Source organism: Algoriphagus sp. SE2, assembly GCF_039563885.1.
GTDB lineage: Bacteria > Bacteroidota > Bacteroidia > Cytophagales > Cyclobacteriaceae > Algoriphagus.
Genome location: NZ_JBCLWJ010000001.1, coordinates 1 through 26,675, shown reverse-complemented (window position 1 = coordinate 26,675; position 26,675 = coordinate 1). Strand labels below are relative to the sequence as shown.

Annotated in this window: 13 protein-coding genes; 8 read left to right on the top strand and 5 right to left on the bottom strand. The window is 37.3% G+C overall.

The window, feature by feature from the left end:
* From AAGF08_RS00065 to AAGF08_RS00055, 3 genes are all read left to right on the top strand, one after another.
* Window positions 1-3,063 (top strand): efflux RND transporter permease subunit, encoded by a 3,063-nt coding sequence (locus tag AAGF08_RS00065; protein WP_343508829.1) that lies wholly within the window; start codon window positions 1-3, stop codon window positions 3,061-3,063.
* Window positions 3,063-4,409 (top strand): TolC family protein, encoded by a 1,347-nt coding sequence (locus tag AAGF08_RS00060; RefSeq protein ID WP_343508828.1) that lies wholly within the window; start codon window positions 3,063-3,065, stop codon window positions 4,407-4,409. Before AAGF08_RS00065 ends, AAGF08_RS00060 begins: the two co-directional genes overlap by 1 nt.
* 131 nt (window positions 4,410-4,540) lie before the next feature.
* Window positions 4,541-5,935: a transporter substrate-binding domain-containing protein gene (locus AAGF08_RS00055; RefSeq protein ID WP_343508827.1), complete on the top strand. Its 1,395-nt coding sequence runs from the start codon at window positions 4,541-4,543 to the stop codon at window positions 5,933-5,935.
* On the opposite strand, the gene AAGF08_RS00050 is transcribed toward AAGF08_RS00055, so the two are convergent.
* From AAGF08_RS00050 to AAGF08_RS00040, 3 genes are all read right to left on the bottom strand, one after another.
* On the bottom strand, window positions 5,932-6,405 hold the full coding sequence (locus AAGF08_RS00050) for a RidA family protein (RefSeq protein WP_343508826.1): 474 nt from the start codon (window positions 6,403-6,405) through the stop codon (window positions 5,932-5,934). The genes AAGF08_RS00055 and AAGF08_RS00050 overlap by 4 nt on opposite strands.
* 9 nt (window positions 6,406-6,414) lie before the next feature.
* Window positions 6,415-7,728, bottom strand: a complete 1,314-nt coding sequence (locus AAGF08_RS00045) for a gluconate:H+ symporter (protein ID WP_343508825.1) — start codon at window positions 7,726-7,728, stop codon at window positions 6,415-6,417.
* A gap of 80 nt (window positions 7,729-7,808) precedes the next feature.
* On the bottom strand, window positions 7,809-10,085 hold the full coding sequence (locus AAGF08_RS00040; RefSeq protein ID WP_343508824.1) for a T9SS type A sorting domain-containing protein: 2,277 nt from the start codon (window positions 10,083-10,085) through the stop codon (window positions 7,809-7,811).
* A gap of 38 nt (window positions 10,086-10,123) precedes the next feature.
* On the opposite strand from AAGF08_RS00040, the gene AAGF08_RS00035 reads away from it, so the two are divergent.
* From AAGF08_RS00035 to AAGF08_RS00025, 3 genes are all read left to right on the top strand, one after another.
* Window positions 10,124-11,323 (top strand): DUF4105 domain-containing protein, encoded by a 1,200-nt coding sequence (locus AAGF08_RS00035; protein WP_343508823.1) that lies wholly within the window; start codon window positions 10,124-10,126, stop codon window positions 11,321-11,323.
* Between the two features lie 61 nt (window positions 11,324-11,384).
* Window positions 11,385-13,427: an excinuclease ABC subunit UvrB gene (uvrB, locus tag AAGF08_RS00030; RefSeq protein ID WP_343508822.1), complete on the top strand. Its 2,043-nt coding sequence runs from the start codon at window positions 11,385-11,387 to the stop codon at window positions 13,425-13,427.
* A gap of 18 nt (window positions 13,428-13,445) precedes the next feature.
* Complete coding sequence (locus AAGF08_RS00025) at window positions 13,446-14,090, top strand: ATP-binding protein (protein WP_343508821.1); 645 nt, start codon at window positions 13,446-13,448, stop codon at window positions 14,088-14,090.
* Here the strand turns inward: AAGF08_RS00025 and AAGF08_RS00020 are convergent.
* A complete protein-coding gene (locus AAGF08_RS00020; protein WP_343508820.1) occupies window positions 14,065-14,988 on the bottom strand; it encodes a pyridoxal-phosphate dependent enzyme in 924 nt (307 codons plus the stop codon). The genes AAGF08_RS00025 and AAGF08_RS00020 overlap by 26 nt on opposite strands.
* Window positions 14,989-15,044: 56 nt before the next feature.
* Here AAGF08_RS00020 and AAGF08_RS00015 point away from each other — a divergent pair, with 56 nt between their 5' ends.
* Both AAGF08_RS00015 and AAGF08_RS00010 read left to right on the top strand, forming a co-directional pair.
* On the top strand, window positions 15,045-16,079 hold the full coding sequence (locus AAGF08_RS00015) for an RluA family pseudouridine synthase (protein ID WP_343508819.1): 1,035 nt from the start codon (window positions 15,045-15,047) through the stop codon (window positions 16,077-16,079).
* A gap of 1,081 nt (window positions 16,080-17,160) precedes the next feature.
* Window positions 17,161-21,516, top strand: a complete 4,356-nt coding sequence (locus AAGF08_RS00010) for a hypothetical protein (protein WP_343508818.1) — start codon at window positions 17,161-17,163, stop codon at window positions 21,514-21,516.
* A 76-nt stretch (window positions 21,517-21,592) separates the two neighbouring features.
* Here the strand turns inward: AAGF08_RS00010 and AAGF08_RS00005 are convergent.
* Window positions 21,593-26,675 (bottom strand): PKD-like domain-containing protein (locus AAGF08_RS00005; protein WP_343508817.1); only part of this gene is annotated, 5,083 nt, incomplete at its 5' end.

Sequence of the window (26,675 nt, the reverse complement as noted above, 5' to 3'; positions counted from 1 at the left end):
ATGTCGAGCTTATCAAATATAAGTATCAATCGGCCAGTTTTGGCCATCGTGATGTCTCTAGTCATCATACTTTTTGGTGCGATAGGGATTTCATTGCTTGGTATCCGTGAATTCCCTAGTGTGGATCCACCTGTCATTAATGTTCGTACCACCTACGTTGGTGCCAATGCTGACGTAATCGAAGCCCAAATTACGGAACCCTTAGAGGAGGCAATCAACGGTATCCAAGGGATAAAATCTCTTACATCTACTAGTAATGATGGTGGAAGTAGCATTACAGTAGAATTTGATGTTGGAGCAGACTTAGAAGCTGCCGCAAACGATGTTCGGGATAAAGTATCTGGGGCACAAAGAAACCTGCCTCCAGATGCAGAACCACCAGTCGTTTCCAAGGCTGATGCGGATTCTCAGCCAATAGTATTTTTGAATGTAAAAAGTGATGAGCGAAGCTTACTGGACTTATCCGATATTGCTGAAAATATTTTTAAAGAAAGGCTTCAAACGATTCCTGGTGTAAGTAGAGTTCAAATCTGGGGAGAAAAGGAGTATGCAATCCGCTTGAGAATGGATCCGCTTAAGATGGCTTCTTACGGTGTCACTCCTTTGGATGTTCTTTCAAAAGTTCAAAGTGAAAATGTCGAACTTCCTTCTGGTAGAATAGAAGGGGAGGCCATTGAGTTATCCGTGAGAACTAAAAGTAGACTTAGCACTCCACAGGAGTTCAATAGTCTTATTATCAAAGAAGATCAAAATAATATTGTCCGTTTTCAAGATATTGGAAAAGCAGAGCTTGCTGCTTTAAATGAAAGAACTGTTCTGAAGCGAGATGGAGTCCCAATGGTTGGGGTAGTTTTGGTCCCTTTGCCAGGTTCAAATAATATTGAAATCGTAGATGAGTTCTACAGAAGATTAGAATTTATTAAAAAAGATCTTCCAGCGGATGTTGGACTTGAAATCGGTTTCGATTCAACAGATTATATTAGAAGTTCTATTGCAGAAGTTCAAGAAACTATCATTACCGCCTTTATTTTGGTGGTAGCAATTATCTTCCTGTTTTTACGAGATTGGAGAACCACCTTTATTCCTGTTTTGACAATCCCCATTTCATTGATTGGAGTTTTCTTTATCATGTACGTGATGGATTTCTCCATAAATGTTCTAACCCTTCTTGGAATAGTTCTCTCTATTGGTCTTGTGGTCGATGATGCAATTGTAGTTCTGGAGAATATTTATACCAGGATAGAAAAAGGAGAGAAGCCTTTGGATGCTGCTGAAAAAGGTGCTGAAGAAATTTTCTTTGCGGTAATTGCTACTACTGTTGCTTTGGCAGCGGTATTCCTTCCGGTAATTTTCTTAACAGGGACAACTGGTAGACTTTTTAGAGAGTTTGGTATTGTCGTAGCTGGAGCCGTTATTATTTCCTCTTTTGTTGCATTGACTATGACTCCAATGTTGAGTTCCAGATTGCTGAAAAGAAGGGAAAAGCATAATAGATTTTACAATGCTACGGAGCCGATCTTTGTTTGGTTAAATGATGGTTACGACCGCATGCTAGGTGGATTTATGAAATTCCGTTGGGTTTCATTTATTCTTGTTGCCTTTATGGGTTTTGGGATTTATTGGCTATTTAACCAGATTCCAAGTGAATTGGCTCCAGTGGAGGATAGAGGTGAAATCAGAATCCAGTTGGGTGGTCCGGAAGGCGCTACTTTCGGTTACATGGATCGGGTCATCGACCAAATGGTCGCTGACTTCAAGGCAAAATTTCCTCCTGAAGAAGTAACTGGTTTGATTTCAGTTACCTCTCCAGGTTTTGGTACATCAAGCACTAACTCTGGATTTGTCAGATTTATTTTGACTGATGCAGAAAATAGAGAGCGGTCCCAAAATGATTATTTCAATGAAATCAATGGCATGCTAAAGAACTACACGGAAGTTAGGGCATTTGCCTCAGAGCCTCAATCAATAGGAAATAGAAGAGGGGGGCTACCAATTCAGTATGTTTTGCAGGCTCCCAATATGGATAAGCTTAAAGAAGCAATTCCAACTTTCATGGAAGAAGTAGGGAAAAGTCCCATTTTTATTTTCTCGGATATCAACCTAAAGTTTACCAAGCCTGAATTGGAGATTGAAATTGATAGAGCAAAAGCCAGAAATATTGGAGTATCCGTTCAAGAGATTGCGAGAACGCTTCAACTTTCTTATTCCGGACAGCGATTTGCATATTTTATTAAAAATGGAAAGCAATATCAGGTAGTTGGAGAAATGAGGCTTGAAGATAGAAATGAGCCTGTTAATCTTCGAATGCTTTATGTACGTGCGGAAAATGGAAGTTTAGTACAATTAGATAATTTAGTTAGGGTAACCGAGAGGAGTACTCCTCCACAACTTTATAGATTTAATAGATTTGTGAGTGGTACTGTTTCTGCCAACTTGGCCCCAGGGTATACCATTGGTGACGGTTTGGAAGAGATGGATAGAATTGCAGCAGAAGTTTTGGATGAATCCTTTGCAACAGATGTATCAGGCCCTTCAAAAGAGTTTAGAGAAAGTTCTAATAGTTTACTTTTTGCCTTCCTCTTTGCCCTCGTATTGATTTATCTTGTACTTTCTGCCCAATTTGAAAGTTTCTTAGATCCGCTGACAATTATGTTTACTGTTCCTTTAGCAATTTTCGGAGCACTATTCACTCTTTGGGCTTTAGGTTTTACATTGAATATATTCAGCCAAATTGGAATAATTATGCTGATTGGTTTGGTAACAAAGAATGGTATTCTTATTGTCGAATTTGCCAATCAAAGAAAAGCCAATGGTATGTCAGTCCATGAAGCAATTTATGGTGCGGCTGTTGCAAGGTTCCGACCAATTTTAATGACTAGTTTATCCACGATCCTTGGTATTTTGCCAATCGCATTGGGTCTTGGAGCTGGAGCAGAAAGCCGTGTTCCGATGGGTGCAGCAGTGATTGGAGGTTTAATGTTTGCTACAATCCTCACCCTTTTTGTCATCCCAGCTATTTATACTTATCTCACTTCCAAAGAAGGAAGGTTAGCCAGAATTTAATGAAGAAGTTGATTGCCATGCTCTTAGTGAGCAGCATAAGTTCAGTATTATTTGCTCAAAGTCAGGAGGCCTTAGACCTTGAAAAAGCAATCCAAATAGGTCTGGAGAAAAATCTGGATATTAAAATTGCTGTTGAAAACATTACTATTAATGAAGTCAACCAAAAAATTGGCGTCGGAGATTTTTTCTTACCTCAATTGGATGCAACCTATGCCAGAAACTTTAGTAATGAAGATGTAGAGCAGAGATTTGTCAATGATCCGGAACCTAGAACCATTGATGGGGCAAAGTCCAGAACCGAAAATTTCTCGATTGTTGGAATTTATGGTTTTCAGCCCGAGAATATCGTAGTGATGAAGCGACTGGGACAATTAACTGAAATTTCAGAATTAGATGCTAAAATTGCAGTTGAAAACACCGTAGCTTCCATCTCTTCTGCTTACTATCGTCTCGTTTTAGAATTACAGCGCTATGAAGTATTAAAGAGAACTCTTGAATTAAGCCAATCCAGATTGGATATTGCGGAAGCTCAATATGAATTAGGAGGAGCTGGTAAAAGGGACTTTTTAACCGCTGAAGTAGACTATAATTCGGATTTGACCCTTTTGGTAAATCAAGAACAGATCATCAATGCAGCTCGAATTAATTTGAATGAGCTCATGGCTTTAAGTCCAGATACGCAATTTGCCGTAAACGATACCATTACCATTGGGGAGCCTTTGATGTTGATGGATTTGGAAGAGAATTCCCTCATTGATAATAAACAACTGCTTATAGCGCAACGTCAGGAAAATGTAGCATTTCTTCAAATGAAGGAATTACAGGCACAGCGACTGCCCCAGATTAATCTAAATGGAAGTTATGTGAACAACACATCCAATTCAGATGCAGGTTTCTTGCTGCAAAATCAAAGACAGGGTTTAAATTTTGGAGGAAATATTACCTTGAATTTATTCAGTGGATTGACATTAAATCGAAGAATCCAAAATGCCAAAGTTCAACAAAAAGTTCAGGGTTATGCTTTGGATCAATTCGAGATTCAATTGAGGGCAGATATTCATAGAGCATATAATACCTATCAAACCAATCGAAATCTTTTGGAGATAGAAAAGAAAAATTATGAAGTCGCTAAAGAGAATACTGAAATTGCATTAGAGAGATTTAGACTTGGAATATCTTCTTATTTAGAATTCAGAGATGCACAAGTAAACTTATTGACTGCTGAGAATAGATTGATCACTTCAATATTCAATATTAAGGAAAGAGAAATTGAATTAATGAGGCTTTCAGGAAGGATATTTTTTCAAAATAGCTACGAGGAACTGGATCTTCCAATTGAAGAATAAAATATCCTGAGCCTGATTTTACCAGGCTCATTTTTTTATTTGCTTTTTTTAAGAAATTATTAATATTTCTTTTGGCATGGCATTTGTCAAATCCTGCAATCGAGAATCATATGGACTTTTAGTCCTTTTATATGAAGAAAGCAGTTGTTCTATTATTTTCAGTAATAATCCTTCTGGTATTTGGCGTTCAATGCACATTCTTTGAAAGAAAATTTGGTAATACTGAAAAAGAGGATGTTTATATTTTAGACCTATCAGGAATTGAAACACGAGGATTTATTCGGGCTGCTGTAGATAACAGTTCCACAGGATATTACATCTACCGTGGTAGAAGAATGGGTTATGAGTATGAACTCCTACGTGACCTAGCTAAAAGGCTAGACGTTCAGCTTCGTTTGGTATTGATTTCTGATATAGATAAAGCTTTTGATTACCTAGAGAAAGGGAAGGTTGATCTTATTGCGATGAATCTTGAAGAAACAATAGAGAGAAGTGAAAGGGCTAACTTTTCTATTCCTCTTGGGAAAATGAGTTCTGTTTTAATTGGAAGAAAAACTTCAGAAAAGGTTAATTCATGGGAGGATATTTCTGGTGATACAATTGTTGTGAGACAAGGTTCAATTTATAAATCCCAATTGTGTGCTGTAAAGGATTCTTTACAAGTTCAATTTACTGTAATAGAAACGCCAGATCATGAGGAATCACTAATTGATCAAGTAGTTAAGAACGAGATTAAGTGGACAGTTGCCGATCAAAATATTGCACAAGCAAATGCAACTTATTATGATGGCCTTGATATTTCATGGGAGGTTCAAAAAGAAGGAGAAGTATCTTGGGTGGTAAGGAAGAATTCTCCAAAATTACTTTCTTCTTTAAATAATTGGTTAGAGGACAAACAAGAGCGGTTTATTCCAGATTTGTATGCCAGATACTTTTTAAATTCAAAAAACAGTTACTTTCGATCAAACAGTCCTTTTTCCTCCTTGGCAGGAAATCGTATTTCTCAATTTGATGAGATAATTAAAACAGGTGCTGAGCAACTTGGATGGGATTGGAGGTTATTAGCTTCATTAGTTTACAAGGAATCCCGATTTGACACAACAGCTATTTCTTATGCGGGGGCTACGGGGCTACTACAGTTAATGCCAGTCACCTTGGAGAGGTTTGGGGTAGAAAACCCACATGACCCAATTGAATCTTTGACCGGAGGGGTTAGATATTTACGTTACTTGGATAAGTTTTGGTTGGAAAGAGTACCTGAGACCAATGAGAGGATTAAATATATTCTTGCTTCTTATAATATTGGACATGGTCATGTGGAGGATGCTTGGAGGTTAGCTATGAAATATGGTAGAAATACGCAAAGCTGGACGGATGTTTCTGAATTTTTGGAGTTAAAAACCGATCCAAAATATTACAATGATCCTGTCGTAAAAAGTGGATTTGCAAAAGGGCATTTGGCCGTAAACTACGTCAAAGATATCATGAGTATTTTTGACTCTTATAAGGCATTAGTCGAGCCTTAAGCTCCTTCATGGAGTTCAAACAGAGCTTCAACTTCTACAGGTATATTATCCGGGAGAGAGCCCATTCCAACTGCCGATCGAACTCCGATTCCATATTCATTCCCCCAAACCTGAGCAAAAAGTTCACTGCATCCGTTTATGACATAAGGGTGTTTTTTGAAATCTTCAGTACAATTAACCATTCCCAAAACCTTAATAACTCGTTTTACTCGGTTAAGGGAACCAAGGTTTGCCTTGATTGTGGAAAGCATCGCTAAGCCAACTTGTCTTGCAGCAAGTTTGCCTGACTCCATATCAAGGTCTAATCCAATCCTACCAATAATCAGGCTTCCATCTTCTTTGACAGTTCCATGTCCAGATAGGTAAAGATACTTTCCATCTATTAGGCAAGGTTTATAGACTCCTAATGGCTTAGGAGCAGGAGGTAAAGTAAGACCGAGTTTTGAAAAATTACTTTCTGGTGTTTCCATGATTTCAATTTAGACAAAAATATCTAGAATCAAGACTCCTGCAAGTCCAATCACAGCCACTAAAGTTTCCATTAATGACCAAGTCTTGATGGTATCTTTAATACTGACATTAAAGAACTCTTTATACATCCAGAATCCGCCATCATTGAAATGAGAAAACATTAAACTTCCTGCCCCAATAGAAAGGACAAGAAGATTAGGGTCTACATTCATTGTTGTAACCAGCGGGGCGATGATTCCAGCGGTTGTTAACCCAGCAACTGTTGCAGAACCCACGCAAACTCGAATAATAGCAGTGATAATCCAAGCCAAGATAAGAGGGGGTATATCCCAAGTGCTTAATCCATCTGCAATAACCTGGCTTACCCCAGTATCTGTAAAAATCTGTTTCAAAGCTCCAGCTCCGGCTACTATCAATAGAATCATCGCAATATCCTTTGCGGCGATTGTATAAATGTCCATTAACTGGGTCATCTTATATTTTCTCCTCAACCCAAGCGTATAAGTTGCAACCAATACGGAGATCAACATTACAATTCCCGGATTCGAAATAAATTGAATGATGGGGGAGAGGATATTTTGAGAGTCAATATTTAGGTTAAGAGCTGTTGTGCCAACCAATAAAAAAACAGGTAACAAAGCAGTAAAAAAACTATTGAATGCACCTGGTAATTCGGATTCTGTTCGAGTTTCTGCTTGGAATGTCTTTAAAGGATTGGCATGGACATTTTTCAATGTTTTTGCAAATATGGGGCCTGCAATAATAATAGTTGGTATCGCTATCAGAAATCCATAAAATAATGTCAATCCCATATTAGCATCAAATTGAGCAACCAATGCTGCAGGAGAAGGATGGGGTGGCAGAAATCCATGAGTTACTGATAAAGCTGCCAATAAGGGGATTCCAACATATACAGCAGATATTTTGTACTGATAGGCTACTGTAAAAGCCAAAGGTACCAGCAGGACAAAGCCTACGTTATAAAAAAGAGGAATTCCTACAACCAAGCCAGTAATGGACATAGCCCAGGTAATATTTTTTTCACCAAAGATATTCATCAGGAATCCTGCTATTCGCTGAGCAGCACCACTTTCTGCAACTAATTTTCCGAGCATGGCACCCATCACAATGACTATGACCAAATCACCTAACAAATTCCCCATTCCAGTCTGAATGGAGCCCGCAATTTTATCCGCAGGTAACCCCAAAAGTAAGCCTGCGGCAATAGCTGAGATGATAAAAGCCAGGAAAGGATTGAGCTTAGCCCAAACAATCAATAAAACTAGGATTGCAATACTGAGCAGGACAAGAAATATGGTCATGAGGAGAAATTGGGTTTACCGAACAAGATAAAAAAAATGAGGGAAAGACCATTTTCAATAATAAAAACAAAATGACTACGTCAGTTTTTAATCAATTTGAAAGTATAAACTTGATTCTTACCGAAAACCCTAATGACATAATGGCCAACTGGTAAAGGGTGGATCAGATTAGATATATTATTTTCAACATAATTTCCTTCATAGAATAAATTTCCACCCAACCCTATGATCTGAATAATTGAATTAAATTCTGACAAGGGTAATTTTAGATAAACATTTTCTGAATTTTTACTAGGGTTGGGGAAGAGCTTTGCTTCTTTGTCTTTAGATCGAATTAACCGAAAAGCCTTACTCCAATTTTCTTCCCCAAAGGAATTTACATGTTTCAATTGATAATAGATTTCTCCCAATGGAAGAGGTAATGAATCTATAAACTCATTTGTTCTTAGAAGCTGGGGTTCTTCAATTTTGACAATTTTTTTCTTTGAATTGATCTGGGTAAATCTGAAGATTTCTAGGTATGAATTATTTAAATCAGTTGCCATTTCCCATTCAATTTTCGGTAGTCCTGATTCGTTTGTGGCAGAAGTCTTCACCCAAAAAAGGGGCAAAATTGTTAATGTTCTGAAGCTTCCAACAGTAAAATTTGGACCTTTTAAATCATCAAAAGTAAGATCACGTCTTGCCCAAAGGTCTGGATCTAAACCCGCCACATGATTACCAGGAGCTGCATATCCCGTACTAACAATCCTTAAATCATCTACTTGATCAACAATTAATTGATCGGCTGAGATCCTCAACTCAAGCGGGTTTGAGGATGGGTTTAATCCATCAAACTGAAAGTAACTAAATAGTCGATAAAGGATGAGTGTGCCATCTGAATCCGAAAAAGAAGCAGAATAATCTACCCCTTTATATTCTGTAAAAGAAATTTGAAGATTTCCTCCTGCGGAAGTTCCAAGCAACTGCACTTTTCGTATTCCGCCTTGATATTTATCTGCAAAAGGAAAAGTTCCGTTGACTGCATCAAAAGTGACGGGTACTCCAAAGTAAGTGAACTGATTTATGTTTTTCCATGAGCCAGCAGAATACTCCAATTCACCGGTAAAAGAAGTGTTTATGGAGATATCATTTCCCTGAAGATCTAGCACTCCAGAATTCATTTTTAGATTATTAAGAACAGCCAGATTCTCCGCAAAAGATACTGCCCCCAACGATTTATTGAGATACAAATCTCCAACTTGCATGCTAAACCCTGAGATTGACTGTTCGTCCATTCCAGAGAATTCCAATTCTGTATTAGTCAACAGAAATGTACCGGTACCGGTTTGTTCCATATTTCCTGTCAAATTTAGATATGGTGGCATAAGTAAATCCTGTGTTCCTTCAATTTCTAGGTCATGAAAGGTATTTGGTGTTCCTGAGCCTGAATATGAGGTAGTAATGAAATTTTGTGGGTTGGAATTATTTCTAAAAATTACTTTTCCATTTAGTTGGAAAGTAGAAGCCTCAATTGTTGGAGAAGTTCCTTCTAAGACCAATTCTCCTCCATCTTGAAGGTCAATCAAGGATGCACTCTGTGACGTGGATCTAAAAAGAATATTACTATCACAGTCAGAAATTAGTTTAGCTCCAGATTCTATTACAAAATCCCCAAAAGAACCTGACCCATAAATCGCTTCATTATTAAAGGAAAATGTAGGACAAGTGTTAGGTAATATAGATTTGTCTAAAACTTGGATAACGGTTCCTGATTTTAAAATGAACCCTAAAGATTTGAAAGGTTCTTCAATCCTAAGAATTACTCCCGGTCCAGGATCGAATTCCACAGAGTAACGGCTATTAGTTGTAAATCCACTCCAGGATCCTTTGGAAATTATAGTTCGTGAAGTTCCTTTAAAGACTATTTTACTTGATATAGAGTTCCCTATCCAATTTTGACTGTTCCAAGTTCCAGTGGGCGTGCCGGGGACTACTCCTGAAAAGCTATTAAGACTTCCATAAACTTCTAGCTGATTTCCATTTAAATTCAATTTTTCGCCAGCGCCCGTTTCTGCATTAATAAATATATTTTTTGCGGATTCATTTCCGACTAATCGTAAGGTATGGGTTTGGTCTATATAGATATCGTTCGTGGAATTTGGTATGGTTGAGGGAGCAAACCAACTTGTTCCGTCAAATATATTCCATATACTTAGATTCGAGTAATCTCCGGATTGTATTGTTTTATAAGAGCCTACTTCTTGGGAAAAGAGCTTTACCCATGAGACAAAAACAAGTACAACTGCCAGAAGAAACCTGTATATTCGGCAGTTAAAAAAAATCCACTGAGGAGAAAATGTAGCCTTTGCTAACATAGTTTCAACTATTAAAAAAGTGTAACTAATATAATAAAATGAAATTGAAAAAGAAGAGGTTAATCTATTTAATTTTAAGTTTTGTATTGATTTATTTTAGTTTACCTAACTCTTTTGCTCAGCAATACAGAATCAGCCTATTGACTTGTGACCCTGGAGAAGAGATCTACAGCTCTTTTGGTCATAGTGCGATTAGGATATTGAGTCAGGAGACAGGTATTGACCGGGTCTATAATTATGGAACCTTTGATTTTAGAGCTCCAAATTTTGTCCTCAATTTTGCAGGAGGTAGGTTAGACTATTTTCTTTCAGTTTCGACTTTCGAGCGATTTATTGCCGAGTATAATTATTTCAACCGAAGCGTTAGAGAGCAAGAACTCAGCTTGAATCAGGAGCAAAAAATTGCATTGGTTGAATTTTTGGAAACCAACTATCTTCCCGAGAATAGATACTATCGCTATGATTTTTTCTATGACAATTGCTCAACTAGGATCCGAGACGTGATGGAGGAGATTTTAGGAGAAAAATTAATCTGGAAAGATGAAGAACAGGATCCTGTGGATAAAACTTTCCGGCAGTTAATTGATGAAAAGGTATTTTATATGCCTTGGTCTGATTTGGGAATTGATCTTGCTTTGGGTTCTAAACTGGATCGTGATGCTACTCCCAGAGAGGAACAGTTTCTTCCCGAATACATGGAACAAGCTTTTGGAAGAGCAGAGATTCAGGGTGATGGGCCTACACGCCCTTTGGTTAAGAATGAACGGGTGATTTTAGATTTTCCCCAAAAAGAAGGTTCTTTGGGCCTATTAAATCCCTATTTGATTTTTTGGATAATTGCTGTGGTTTTTACTGCGATAACTTTTATAGGGTTTAAGAAGAAAAAATTATTTATTGGTTTTGATCTTGTGTTATTCGGGATTTTAGGAATCTTAGGATTGGTAATGTCTGCACTTTGGATAGGGTCTGACATACCATCTACCAAATGGAATTGGAATATTTTGTGGGCATTTCCCGGTCATTTAGTTTTAATTCCTGGCTTAATCTCAAAAACGTTAAAGCCTTGGCTAAGGAAATACTTATTAGGAGCATTGATTTTAGCTGATGCAGCTATTGTCTTTTGGATTTTAGGGTGGCAATCATTTCACCCCAGTTTGATACCACTGATGCTAGTCATTATTTTAAGGTCTAATTATCTTTATTACAATATCTCCCGATATAAGACATCAATTGCCTAAATAAATTCTTAAAGTAAACTAATAGGGTGCTTTTAAGTGTTAGGTCATTTAAGATTGTGCTATGGAATTCAAACTAACTTCAGACTATCAGCCGACAGGCGATCAACCAAAGGCGATTGAAAAGCTGACCGAAGGAATTAATGCCGGCGAAGAAGCCCAGGTTCTTTTGGGGGTGACCGGTTCTGGAAAGACCTTTACCATTGCTAATCTGATTCAAGAAGTTCAAAAGCCAACTTTGATTCTGAGTCATAATAAGACTTTGGCGGCACAGCTTTATGGGGAATTCAAGCAATTTTTCCCTGATAATGCGGTAGAATACTTCATTTCCTATTATGATTATTACCAACCTGAGGCTTTTATTCCCAGCTCAGGCACTTACATAGAGAAGGATCTTTCTATTAATGAAGAGATAGAAAAGTTAAGATTAAGTGCAAGCTCCAGTTTACTTTCAGGTAGAAGAGATGTGATTGTAGTAGCCTCAGTTTCTTGTATTTATGGTATTGGAAATCCAGAGGAGTTCAGTAAGAATATTATTCGCCTTCAGGAGGGAGACCGGATTCCAAGAAATCAGTTATTGTTTAAATTGGTGGATATTCTTTATAGTCGTACGCATCAAGACTTAACTCACGGAACTTTTAGGGTAAAGGGAGATACAGTAGATATTTTTGTAGCCTATGCAGATTTTGGGTATAGGATTTTCTTCTGGGGAGATGAAATTGAAGCAATTCAGAGAATTGACCCTATTTCTGGAAAAAAGCTTTCAGACGAAAAAATTATATCAATTTTCCCTGCTAACCTTTTTGTGACAGGAAAAGATACCATCAATACTGCCATTCATGAGATTCAGAATGATATGGTAGCTCAGGTAAATTTCTTTGAAAAAGAAGGCAAATTTCTGGAAGCCAAACGTCTTCAGGAAAGGACCGAGTTTGATTTAGAGATGATTCGGGAACTTGGCTATTGCTCGGGAGTAGAAAATTATTCCAGATATTTTGACAGAAGACATCCTGGGACAAGGCCTTTCTGTTTAATCGATTATTTCCCAGATGATTTCTTAATGGTAATCGATGAAAGCCATGTCACTGTTCCTCAGGTAAGAGCGATGTGGGGAGGAGATAGATCTAGGAAAGTGAATTTGGTAGATTTTGGATTTCGTTTGCCTTCAGCGATGGATAATAGACCTCTCAAATTTGATGAGTTTGAGACGTTGATCAAGCAGGTAGTTTATGTTTCTGCGACACCAGCTGATTATGAATTGGCAAAAACCGAAGGAGTCGTAGTGGAGCAGATCATTCGTCCAACAGGTCTTTTGGATCCTACAATTGATGTTAGACCCAGTCAAAATCAAATCGATGATCTTTTAGAAGAGATCGATCAAACGATCAAAACGGATGCACGAGTTTTGGTAACTACTTTGACTAAACGCATGGCCGAAGAACTGCAGAAATATTTGGAAAGAGCTGGAGTAAAATCAAGATATATTCATTCCGAGGTAAAAACGTTGGATCGAGTTGAGATTTTGAGAGAACTACGATTGGGGATTTTCGACGTCTTGGTTGGAGTGAATTTGTTGAGGGAAGGATTAGACTTACCAGAAGTTTCTCTAGTAGCGATTTTGGATGCCGATAAAGAAGGGTTTTTGAGGAATGAAAGAAGTTTGGTACAGACAATCGGTAGAGCAGCAAGAAATCAGGAAGGACGTGTGATCATGTATGCGGATAAAATAACGCCTTCTATGAAAATGGCGATAGACGAGACAAAAAGAAGGAGAGCTATCCAAATTGAATACAATAAGGAAAATGGAATTACTCCAATGACCGTGATTAAATCCAGAGATAAGATCATGGGTCAAACTAAAGTGGCGGATTCGAAACGTAATGCTAAAATCTACGCCGAACCTATGCCGGGTGACGGAATAATGGCCGCTGATCCGGTAATTCAATATTTAAGCAAGGACAAACTCGAAAAACTAATTCTCCAAACTCAGAAACAAATGGAGAAAGCCGCGAAAGAATTGAACTTCATGGAAGCCGCAAGGTTAAGAGATGAGTGGCAATCTCAGAAAAAAAGATTGGAGGAATTATCCAGAGCTCCTGGGAATTGAAATAAACTAATTTAAGTCATGACCCTTCAAGAAGTAAGAAACCTTGCCTCAAAAGGGGAGGGTTTGAGAATTGAATTCAAAAAGAAAGCTGCCTATCCAGAAAAGATAGTCAAGGAATTTATAGCCTTAGCTAACACAGCCGGAGGAGTTGTCATGATTGGGGTAGATGATGATGGGACTGTTTCCGGTCAAAGATTCATTGAAGAGGAGATTTATGTAATGGAAAAGGCCATCAGAGAACTTATTTTTCCATCGCTTTCATATGAACTTATTTCTGTTCCAATAAATGCCAAAAAAGGTATAGCAATTTTCAAATTGGAGCAAAGCCCCAATCGACCACATTATTTAAAGATTAATAATAAAAGGCACTCTTTTATTAGAGTTGAGGATAGAAGTGTACAAGCTAGTATTGAAGTTTGGGAAATACTTAAGAGAAGTAAATCCATTAAGGATATGGTTTTTACTTATGGTCGAAAGGAAGAAATTCTCTTAAAAGCCATAGAACAAAAGGGCAAAATCACCTTAAAGGAATTTTCGAAGTTAGCCAGAATTCCAAAGTTTTTAGCATCCAAGACTTTGGTTAGACTCGTTTTGGCAAATGTATTAAGGATTCATCCACAGGAATCTGAGGACTATTTTACATTGAAAGAGGTGGGAGCTTAATTCCTGTTCTTTCAGTGAATCCAATATTGCCTTGCAATCCCCCTGAGTGAATTATCAATAAGGAGGAACCTTTAGGAATCTTATTTTTTGAAATCATATCCCAAACACCGAAAATTAATTTTCCAGTATAAATCGGATCTAACGCGATTTTATAATCTTCATAGAATTTCCAAATAAAATCTATCAATTCCTTATTGAATTTTGCATATCCTCCAAAGTGGAAATTATCCATAATTTTTGTTTCTCCTTTTGGAGTGATTTTGTGAATATCTAAGAGGTCTTTAATTTCCTGATGTATAAAATCACCCTTAAGGGCCGAGATTCCAATTAAAGTCTGGTGATTTAATAAAGATTTTGCTAAGCCTGCAAAAGTGCCGCCTGTTCCAATGGCAGTAATTATGTGAGAAAAGGCTTTGTCTTCTTTGTTCAATATTTCACTGGTTCCAAAAATGGCTAATTCATTGGTACCACCTTCCGGAATCACGAAAAAATCTCCAAATCTTGATTTCAAGTCATTCAAAAAAGTAAGCTCCTTTTTTTTTCTATATAATTCTCTTGAAATAAAGAACAACTTCATTCCATTCGATTGAGCTGTTTTTAAGGTATGGTTTAAGGGAGAGGTCTCCTCGCCTCTGATTACGCCTATTGATTTTAGCCCTTCTGCTTTAGCTGCAAATGCAACTGCAGCTATATGATTTGAAAATGCCCCTCCAAAAGTTAAGACAGTGTTTTGCCTTTCCGATTTGGCTTTTTCAAGGTTGTATTTTAGTTTAAAAAATTTGTTTCCAGAAACCTGTGGATGAATTAAATCAAGCCTTTTTATAGTCACTTTTATCTCTTTTTCTTCAAAAAGAGGATTCTTCAATACTTGATTAAAAACAGGATTAGCATTTATCATTTGCTTGATTTCGGTGATTTTGACAAAGTTAACCCTGATCCTTCTATTTTTGTATTATGAATATGAATCCAGAGGAAGACTTTGAAGAGGAAGAAGTCGAATTGTTTGAGCATTTTAGAATTGTAATCGATAAAGGGCAGACCCCTATCAGAATAGATAAATTTTTGAGTGAGAAAATAGCTAATGCCACTCGCAATAAAGTTCAACAAGCAATTGATGCTGGTTCAATCATGGTGAATGGAAATCCAACCAAGGCAAATTATAAAATTAAGCCTCTTGATGATATTAAAGTGATGTTAGCTAAACCCCCTAAAGAAACGGAGGTTTACTCTGAAAATATTCCATTGGATATAATTTATGAAGATCAATTTTTAATGATTGTTAATAAACCTCCAGGAATGGTGGTTCACCCTGCCCATGGGAACTGGTCTGGCACTTTGGTCAATGGATTGGTTTACTATTTTGAAAATTTACCTGAAATGAAGGGAAATTCGGGGAGGCCGGGACTAGTTCATAGAATAGACAAAGACACTTCTGGGTTATTGGTAATAGCAAAAACAGAGGAAGCTATGACAGATTTAGCTAGTCAATTTTTTCATCATACCATTGACCGCACTTATTTAGCATTGATTTGGGGAGAGCCGGAAACTGACGAAGGGACAATAATAGGAAATGTAGGGAGGAGTGTGAAAAACAGAAAGGTTATGGATGTGTATCCTGAGGGTGATCAGGGAAAGCATGCTGTAACCCATTGGAAAGTCTTAAAAAGACTTCGCTATGTTTCTCTGATTCAATGCAATTTGGAGACAGGAAGAACCCATCAGATTAGAGCTCATATGAAATATTTAGGGCATCCCTTATTTAATGATGCAATGTATGGAGGAGATAAGATTAGGAAAGGGACTCAATTTTCAAAGTATAAAACTTTTGTACAAAACTGTTTTGATCTCATGCCGAGGCAAGCTTTGCATGCTATGTCTTTAGGTTTTGTACATCCTGTTACCAAAGAAAGGGTCTATTTTGAGGTTCCTTTGCCTAAGGATTTTCAATCTGTATTAGAAAAATGGGAGTCTTATGTGAATTTTGAATAAGAACAACTGCCATTTGTTTAAAAAAACAATACAAATGTTAATAATTACGTAAATACCATACTCTTTTTGTATAAATAATGTAATAGTAATTTTTATTATTGAAAATATGGCAAAATAATCTTGATAATCATTACTCTAAATTTAAAATCTATATTAATCAATCGGTTTCATTAAAAATACTGTAAAAATTTAGAATATTTTTTAGATTATTTGTAAAAATAAGTTTCATGTGCCTATATTTGAATCATCAACAAAGACAAATGGTCTTTAAAGATTTATACTGTAGGATGTTGAAATTGGCAGACAAGCCCTCCTGTCTCGAGGGTGAGGAATCCAGAATAAAGCGTAATTCAAACCGGACTATTGCCTAACTGCCTCGTGGAGGTTCGAATCCTTCTCCTACAGCAGGTTATTTTGGGTTTATTGTTAATTGACTAAAACCATGAAATTTTGTTTCATGGTTTTTTTTATATCCATACTTTTTAATGGATTAATACTATTTGGGATATAGTGCATTTAGCCATATATAATATGGCATTTTTAAGAGTAAAAGAAATATTAACAAATCCGTAAAAATTAAACATTTTACACAAGCATAATTTGAAAATATATAATAATTATACCTATATTATAAATAAAATGTAAAAAAGGAAATAAATTATTATCAAAATTTTAATAAACCAATGGTATTTCTAATTTTGAGCTATCAATTTAAAGTAGTTGATAAAAAAGGCACCATATATTAATAGTTAGAATTGAAGTTCATTTCTTTCTTTAAGAATGAAGTGCCTCTATTTCCAAAAAGTAAATTTTCAACTAATACTCTCAAACCTATTTTACTTAATAAATTATTATTGTAGGATGTTGAAATTGGCAGACAAGCCCTCCTGTCTCGAGGGTGAGGAATCCAGAATAAAGCGTAATTCAAACCGGACTATTGCCTAACTGCCTCGTGGAGGTTCGAATCCTTCTCCTACAGCAAAAAAAGCAACACGAAAGTGTTGCTTTTTAAATTTCAGCTCATTTTTTCTTCAAGTAAATTTCCACTCATAATAATTATTTTAGTTTAAATTTATGGAGCATGTCAGAAAAAGTACATCATAAAAAATCGGCCCACCCTTTCCGTAAGAAACTACTGAGATGGGTTATGATAGCCTTTTTATTCCTGCTTTTTCTTGAATTCATTATTTATTTTGGTTCAAATATCTTTTTATCTAATTGGGCAAGAAATAAAATAAATGATGCTACAGAAGATATTTATAATATTGAATTTAATAGGATCAACATCTCTCTATTAAGAAGAGGGATATTTTTAGATGGAATAATAATGAAACCTGCTAACGGTGTCGTTGCAAAACCTGGGCAGACATTGTTTGACTTTTCTCTTGATGAATTGGTCTTCAAAGGACTTTGGTACAGCTTTTCTGAGAATATTTTTTATATAGGAAGGTTAGAATTTGATAACCCCAACATCAATATGAACTTGCCTTTAAATTCAAAAGGTAATCCTGCTAATGAAGATTCGGTTCAACTTAAAAAAGAATCTCCAATAAGTAGGTTGGAAGATGAGGTAAGGAAGAGTATTGCGGAAATGAAACTAAATGGATTGGTTATCCGGACCTTGGATATTAACCATGCGGACCTATTTTTTCTTAATTTCTTAAGTGAGAATGCATTAAAAGCCCAAAACACTAAATTATTGGTTAAAGATATTAATCTGACTACCAATGAAATATGGGATACTCCTTTCAATGCGAAGGGGTTTGAATTTGACCTGGAGAAAGTAAGTTTTTCACTGCCGGATAATGTCCACAGCATTATAGCAGATAAAGTCTTTGTCAGCTCCCTAGAAAACCGATTAGACCTCGTAAACTTTGCCTTGTTGCCTGATAAGGCGAAAGAGAGTAAATCTTATTATTCAGTAAAGCTGGATCAATTGAGGGTAGGAAATGTGGACTTGAATAGGGCCTTCATGACTTCGGCTCTTCAAATTGATGAAATTGTATTGGACGATCCACAATTCAAAGTCGAAAAATTAATTATTTCAGAAAAGGATAGTGTTGGAACGGGTGATTTGAATGAATTGATTGAGGGTTTATTAGAATCTGTTTCTATCAAAGAGCTATCTGTAAATAATGGTAATTTCGTCACCTCAAATGCTAAAGATACATTAAGGAACAGGATCGAAATAGGTGAATTTGATTTTAAAATGATCATGTTTTATCTGGGGAATGATGAATCGAAGCAATTGAACCAATTCTTTTATGGTGAAGATGCATCGATGGAAATACAAGATGCAAGTCTTTATTTATCTGACGAAATCCATGTACTTAAGGGAGAGAGAATTTCAGTTTCTTCTTTTAAAGATGAAATAGACATCGAAAATTTCAGTTTCCAACCAAGAGATGAGTTTATAAATGAGAAAGATCCGGATCAAATCATAAAAATTACTCTTCCTAAATTAGCTCTGACCCGGGCAAATCTTAAACTTCTTTATAATGAAGGGAAATTTGAGATGAATGAAATGACTTTGAATTCACCTAAAGTTGAAATCATTGAGTTGAAAAAAAAGGGAGAGGGTTCAGATCAAAATGTATCTGTAAAAGAATTGCTTGAGGGATTTCTAACAGATGTTAAAATTCAGCGATTTAAATTAGATGATGGGGAAATACAATTTAAGAATGAAGCCGGGGAGAGAAGTAATGATATTGGCTTTGAAAGTTTTGACCTAGAATTAGATGAAGTTTTCATCCAGCCGAATTCCTCTCAGTCTCTTAGTGATTTGCTATATGCAAAAGATTTGGTATTGAGCCTGGATAAATACCGCCTGAAACTAAGGGATAATTTACACGAGTTTATGGCAGATAATGTCACAATTGATTCGAAGAATTCCTTATTATCCATCCGAGGTTTAATTATCAGACCTGAAAACTCAAATCAGGTTCAACAGATTCTTGATACGTATGGGAAAAGCGTAACCTTAGATTTTCAAATACCGGAATTTAGGGCCGAAGGATTTAATGTAAGAGCAGCTTTTGAAGAAGAAAGATTAGAAATTCAGCAGATTTTGATACCAAAACCTGAGTTGTCTATGATTCGGTTTCGGAAAAAGCAAAATTCAAAAACAACATCTTCAATTGAGTCGAGTAGCGAAATTGGAGATTTAATTACCTCTTATTTCAATGAAATTGATATTGATTCACTGAGTTTTTCTCAAGGAAAAATCAAGTATGAAAATTATTCAGGGCAAAAAGATATCATGTTTCAAGAAGAAAACTTATCTCTTAAATTAAAAGGGTTTTATGTTGATAATAAAGGTACAGTAAGAGATAACAAGACATTATTTTCTGAAGAGATTGATTTGAGGTTAGAAAATTATGCCTTTGATCTTGCGGGAGGTAATTATGTCGCGTCAACAAGTGGGTTAAATTATAATTCCATGGATCAATCAATTATAATCGAGAACCTAGAATTAGTACCTGGACCCGACCTTGAAAACAAAATTGCTTTGTCACTTGATTTGCCTCAAGTTGCATTCAAAGGTGTTGATATAGAGTCCTTCTTATTTGATAATAAACTGGAACTTAATAATCTTAAAGTAACTGGGGGTAAAATCAATCTTGAGATTGATAAGGATTATGAAAAAGATGAAACCCCTAATAATTCTGAAAGGAGAAGATCTTTACCAAAATCAGTTGAATTAGTGAAAATTGATTCAATTGAAGCGGTGAGTTCTACTTTAGGCATTAATTTCAGGTCTGGAACCAGAGAAGCTCAATCCATTCTGACAAATTTTGATCTTGGAATAAATGGTTTCAATTTTGATTCCACAACAAATACGAAAGAAGATCTTTCGGGGCTTTTTTCGGAAATTAATTTATCTCTTCAGGACTTTTCATTTGCCCTTCCGGATAGTATACATACTCTCATGTTTTCCAGTGTGAATGTTGATAATTCGGTAGATGCGACGGTATTTTCTAATTTTCAGATAGTTCCAAAAAGTACGAACATGGCACCGGGGGTTCCTATAATTTCAGCCAATATTGGGGAACTTTCAATCCAGAATAATACCCTTAAAGAGATTCAGGAAACTGGAATTTTCAATCTTGAAAAAGTCACTCTGACAAATCCTCAGGTAGATATTTATCTCGACTCTGCTGAAAAAAAGAAAACTGAAAAGAAAACCTCAGTAAAGAAAAAGGATGGTTTGATTCAATCTATTCTTCTTCAGGATGTTCTTATCCAAAATGGTGGGTTCACATTACATAATAAAGAAACAGGTCCAATCGATCGGTTAGCTTTTGCAAGGGTGAATTTCGAATTGGGTAACCTGAATCTAGACCTTATCGGGAATAATCAAAAAATAAGTCCTCAATTTTTTCTTGAAAAAGATTTGAGTGTTTCAATTTCAAATTATCATTTATTGAGTGATGACGGTTTAAACGGAATTGATATAGGTAAGATTAGTCTTAATGAAGACGATTTGATTATTGAAAATATTGATTTTGGTCCCACCATTGGCCGATATGATTATTTAAATAAGCAGAAATACCAAGCCGATGCGATTGACGGAAGAGTGAAAAGAATAACCTTACAAAACATTGATTTTAACCAGTATTTTCTGGATAATAAATTAAAAGCTCAGGGACTGATTTTAGATAGCTTGGAATTAGATGTTTTTCGGGATAAAAGATTGCCCTTGAAAGAAGGAGTTTACAAGCCAATGCCACAAGCTTTGATGCGAAGTGCTCCCTTTGATTTGATAATTGATTCAGTTATGATTCATGATGGAATAATTAGATATCAAGAGTTTGGTCCAAAATCTATGTTACCAGGAACCATTTATTTTGATCAGGTAAATCTGAAAATGGAACCATTTATTTTGTCAAAAGAAGGGGAGGAGTTTCCATTGAAATCAACCAGGTTAGAAGCAACTTCAAAATTAATGGGCCAGGGTGATGTGAAGTTAGAAGCTAAACTATTTTATAAGGAACCTTACCCGATGGAAGTTGATGTAGAAATGGGGGAATTTGATTTAACTTCAATCAATGAAATGTTATCTAGAGGGGTTTTTGTAAAAGTTTTAGATGGGAAAGTCACAGATGGGAAATGGAACTTCAAAGTAAATGATGATGTGGCAAGGGGAAAAATGAATTTTCACTATGAGGATTTAAAGATTGAATTTTTGGATAGTCTTACGTTGAATAGAGGTACTGGTAAGCTAAATATGATGACATTTTTAGCCAATATTTTTGTTAAAAATGATAATCCAAGAAAGTTTCTAAACAAACGGGTTAAGTCAAGGATCTATTTTGAAAGAGATAAATCAAAATTCATTTTTGGAGGTTGGTGGCGAGCTACTTTTAGTGGGTTAAAAGGTAGCTTAGGACTTGGTCAACCAAAAGATCCGAGGAGAAAGGAAGAGGAAGAATACTAGAGAATTTGTAAGTATTATCAAAAAGAAAGTCTTTTGGAATAGTTCCAAAAGACTTTCTTTTTGATTTAATATCGAATTATTTTCTTATCACTTTTAATTGCTCACTTTGATCTCCCCAAATCAATTGGACGATGTACATTCCGGAAATAGCATTTTCCAAATAGGAATTAACAGCGGCGTTAACTTCTTCAACGGAAGATGTCGAATAGGTTTGTAGAACACCTTTCACATCTGAAATTCTAACCAAAATAGGCTCATCATTATAAACTGAAACATTCAATAGACCAACAGTCACATAAGATCTATTTTCACTTGGATTCGGATAAATGATCCAATTCGACTTACCCTTTAAACTTGGTACTTGGATAGATCGGGTTACGCTGTAAGTAAATGAGCCGTCGATATCTAACTGTTTCAAACGATAGAATACATTCCCACCCGAAGCAGGCAAGTTTGAGTCAACAAATGAATAAGCAGTCTCAGAGTCGGAATACCCTTGACCAGAAACTTCTCCTATTTTTTCCCAGCTGTTGGCGTTATTGAAAGATCTCTCTATTTCAAATCGATCATTTTCCCATTCTTTGGCAGTAGCCCAATTTAATTCTCCTGAACGGTTATCTGCATTATATTTAGTTTCGAAATAAAGATATTCTACTTCGAGGATACTAAAGTTGAAATAAGTAATAAAGACTACACCTGAGCCTCCCTTACCACCACCTAAATTTCCAGCTCCACCACCTGATCCACTATAGTCAGTGCCTTGACCACCTACTGAGTTTGGACCTGCATTGCCTCCCAAAATTACCCCGTTCACTTCTCCTCCTGGCCCTTCAATTTTGCCATTACTGTCATTGCTGTTTTCATTAAACCCAATACCACCGCCTCCTGCGCCATACCCATAGGAAGTGCCACCTAATTCGAAAGATAAACCAGGCCCTCCTTCTCCACCTTGTGAATTACCCACACCAGCTCCAGTTCCAACTGTCCCAGGTTCTCCGGCTCCGCCACCTCCACCTCCACTGTTGGCTCCGCCACCTTGCTTTTGGGCAGTACCACCATTACCCCCTACATTTCCTTGGCCTGCTATTCCTAAACCTCCTGCCCCCGCATTATCCGCACTACCATATGCTCCACCACCGCCGGATGCACCATCTCGACCATCTACATTATTATATGAACCACCACCACCGCCACCTTGGGAATTGAGGTTTATTGCTATATCACCATTAATATCCGGTATATCTGATATTACTGTAGTAGGATTTCCATTATCACCTTTTTCATTTACAGTTTCAGCGCCATCACCTCCATCTCCTATTACAATATCTATAAAAACACCTTCTGGTATTCCATATGGGTTGTTGCTTATTACTGTTGTAGAGGTTAAACCTCCGCCGCCACCTCCGCCGCCGGTATCGCCCATTCCTCCTCCTCCTCCTGCACCTATTGCAAATACTGAAAATTCAGTTAATCCCTCCGGAATTGGCCAGGTGTAATCACATGTAAACCTAATAACAGTAGTTCCAGATTTTGCACCATCATCGATTATATCAATGCAGTCATCCTTATCCGGGTCAGGGCAGGAGTAAGAAATTAATACAGAGCCATCAGAACCTCCTCCTCCGCTTCCAACAGAATAAACTAAACTTGTGTTTTGTGGATCTGGTGAAGAGGAATCTCTAGTAACATAGGTGTCTTTGGCAACACCACTCCCATTACTTTCACCAACAAATACTCCTAATGGTTCTCCAGGAGTAACAGGTATTGTGATTAACTCAGTAGTCGCACTACTACCTGCCCCTGTTGCCTGAATTGTTACTTCAAAGATTCCAGCAGGAACTGTGAAAGTACCATCCTGATCGAAAGTTGCTCCGCAAACGCTGAAAAAGGCAATGTTGTTGTCTGTTATATTTACCTCACAAACATCAGTTACCTTTTTGATAGTTCTTATAGTAATTTCATATACTTCTACATTGAGATCCGTCAAAGGAATGGTGGGAAATACTCCACTGCCATTTGAAACTGAGAAGGGGGCAGATGTATACTCTTGTGGTGGAGGTGTACCATCATTCAGTTGATAGCTAACAATGTATTGGCCATTAGGTAAAGTGGCTGGGTCACCAGTTATTCTGACCCTTGCTGAGCCTCCTGATACAGTTGCAGATGCGGCGCTGATGGAGGTTAATTGATAGTTAGGAGTGACATCGATGGTTCCTGTGGCTTCTAGACTATTGGTACAATTCCCGAACAATGGAATGGTATAACTATACAATCCTGGTGTAGCACCAGCCGCATTACCAGAGAATGTTATTTCGCCTATAGAAGAATCAAAGGTAGCTGAAACTCCAGGCGGAAGACCTGTCGGAGTACCAATGCTAGTAACTCCAGTTGTGGACTGTGTAAATGGCTGAAGTGAAGGGCTACTGATACAAACCGAAGGAAATGCTACTGATGTAGGTCCAACAGTTGCTAAAGCTTCAACTTCAGTGGTGGATGTAGCAGAAGTAGGTGCTAGACAGCCTGTATTGCTGTCAGTATAACTTACAGTTACGGTTTTCTCTCCACTCGATATCCAAATAATACTTACTGAAGAATCTGTAGTTCCAATTCCACCAGCAGTAATTTCATAATCTGTTCCCTCTACTCCTGGAATACTCCATTGATAATTTGATTGTCCTGATTGAGTAGTATAAGTAACCTCTTCTATCTCCGCGCAAATATCGGAGCCAGGGGCACTAGTAAAGGTAGGGATTGGTAAGGGATCTACTTTGATTACATAGTTTACTGAAGGGCCGGAGCATCCAGTGGCAATTGGTGTAATAGTGTAAGTAACTGCACCTTGAGAAGTTCCAGAATTAGAGAGGGTTTCAACTGGAATTGGTCCGGATCCAGTTGTTATAAATCCGGTAATATCAAGAGAGGATGAGCTCGCAGTCCAATTGAAAATAACTCCAGGGACATCTGAAGTAAGATCAACCTGAGAGGTGCTTTCACCTGAACAAATGGTTTGTTCCAATACCGTATTTGTTACTGTCGGAACAGGATTCACAAAGATGGTGTAATTTTCGGGGGGACCTAGACATCCATTTGCTGTAGGAGTTACTTCATAGGTAACTGATCCTTGCGTAGGCCCCGTAGTCGAAATGGTTTGAGAAGGAAGTGAACCTGATCCATTTGAGGTAAAACCACTCACCCCACTTGAAGAAACAACTGTCCAATTAAACGTAGTTCCACCTACTGCAGAAGTGAAATCGACCTGAGAACTTGGCGCTCCAGAACAAATAGTTTGCTCTAGAAGGGTATTTGTTACCGTAGGAATTGGATTGATCTGTACGGTGTAGGTTGCAATAGGTCCATTGCAGGAATTAGCTGTAGGAGTAATCTCAAATGTGACTGTTCCAATAGTATTTTCTGTAGTTGTAATATTTTGAGTAGGGATAGGCCCAGTTCCGCTAGATATAAATCCAGAAATTCCCGGAGTGGCTGTTGCAGTCCAAGAGAAATTCGTACTAGCTACATCAGATGTAAGATCAACTTGAGTTGTATTTCCCCCTGAGCAAATCGTTTGGGTCAATGTACTATTAGTTACTGTAGGTAGTGGGTCAATATAAACGATGTAGTCAACAGTTGGCCCCACACAACTGTTAGCGGAAGGCTCAATTGTATAAGTTACACTTCCACGTGTGGTTCCTGAGTTGGTTAAAATTTGAGCAGGGATATTTCCAGAACCACTTGTGGTGAAACCGGTAATGTCTGCTGATGATGCACTTGCAGTCCAGCTGAATCCTGCTCCAGAAACATCTGAGATTAGAACAACTTCTGAACTACTTGCGCCCGAGCAAATTATCTGATCTAAATCAGCGTTGGTTACTGCTGGAATTGGATTTACAGTGAATGGCCCTGAAACATTAGAAGTGTCATCTGGCCCACAAGCACTGGAGACTACTACGAAATAATAATAGGTTCCTAAATCAGCAATAGGTGTGTAAGAATCTGAATTTGAGCCTACTGGTGTGATGTTTCCCGTCGTAGTAGAATTTTGATCATTTCTATACCATTGATAGACAATTGGATCAGTGCCATTTGCAGTTACGGAAATAGGGCCAAAAGTATCTCCATCGCAAACGGTTTGTTCTTCTAAATTCTCATTTGTTATTTCTGTTAATGGTGTGACTGTGTGTGCACCTGAAACATCGGTTGGTACTGTTCCACAGTTACTTGATGCTGTCGCGTAATAGTATAATGTTCCAACAGTATTTGAAGGAGGTGTAAAGTTTGCATTTGTTGCACCTGAAATCAAAGTACCTCCTGAATTGGAAGGAGACGTATTACTATACCATTGATAGGTAACAGTTCCTTCACCAGAGGCTAGTACAGTAAGCGGAGAAAATACAACACCTTGACAAACTGTTTCGTCATCTGGGGAAGGGTCGATGTCGATTACAGTTTCTGGTGGATTAACGCGGTACTGACCTGATAATTCTGAGGTAACTGTACCACAAAAACCTGAAACAACAACATAATAATAATTGATGCCTTCTGGTGTGGAAGGAGGTAAAAAAGAGCTTGATGTTGCACCAGAAACAGGTGTGCCAGGATTAGTTGCAATGTCAGAATTATCTGGTTTTGCATACCATTGATAGGTTAAACCTCCACCAGCGGTATTTATTGAAAGGGGAGTGTCGAAACCATCTCCAAAACATTCTACAAAATCGGAAGGATCAGGTTGAGTGAGGATAGCAGTAATTGGATTTATTGTTACGGTAACTGTAAACACTGGTCCATCACAACCTCCAGAGTTAGGTGTTACAGTATATGTAGCCGCTAGCGGGGTATTAGTTGAATTGATAAGTGTTCCACCAATGTTGGAGCTTCCGCTTCCAGGTTGTCCGCCTGTTAACCCTGCAGGTAAAGAAGGAGAATTCCAAGAGTAAGTGGTTCCAGAAGGTACAATACCATCTGTTCCATTAGTCGGAGATATTGTAAATGGATCTCCGGTACAAGCATCAATAGTCAGATTATTGATGGTAGCAATCGGATCTACCGTAACGGTGACTGTGAAAGCTGGTCCTGTACAACCATTGACTGTTGGAGTTACGGTGTAAGTCGCTGTTTGTACGGTGTTAGTGGTATTAGTAAGGGTGCCGTTAATATTATTC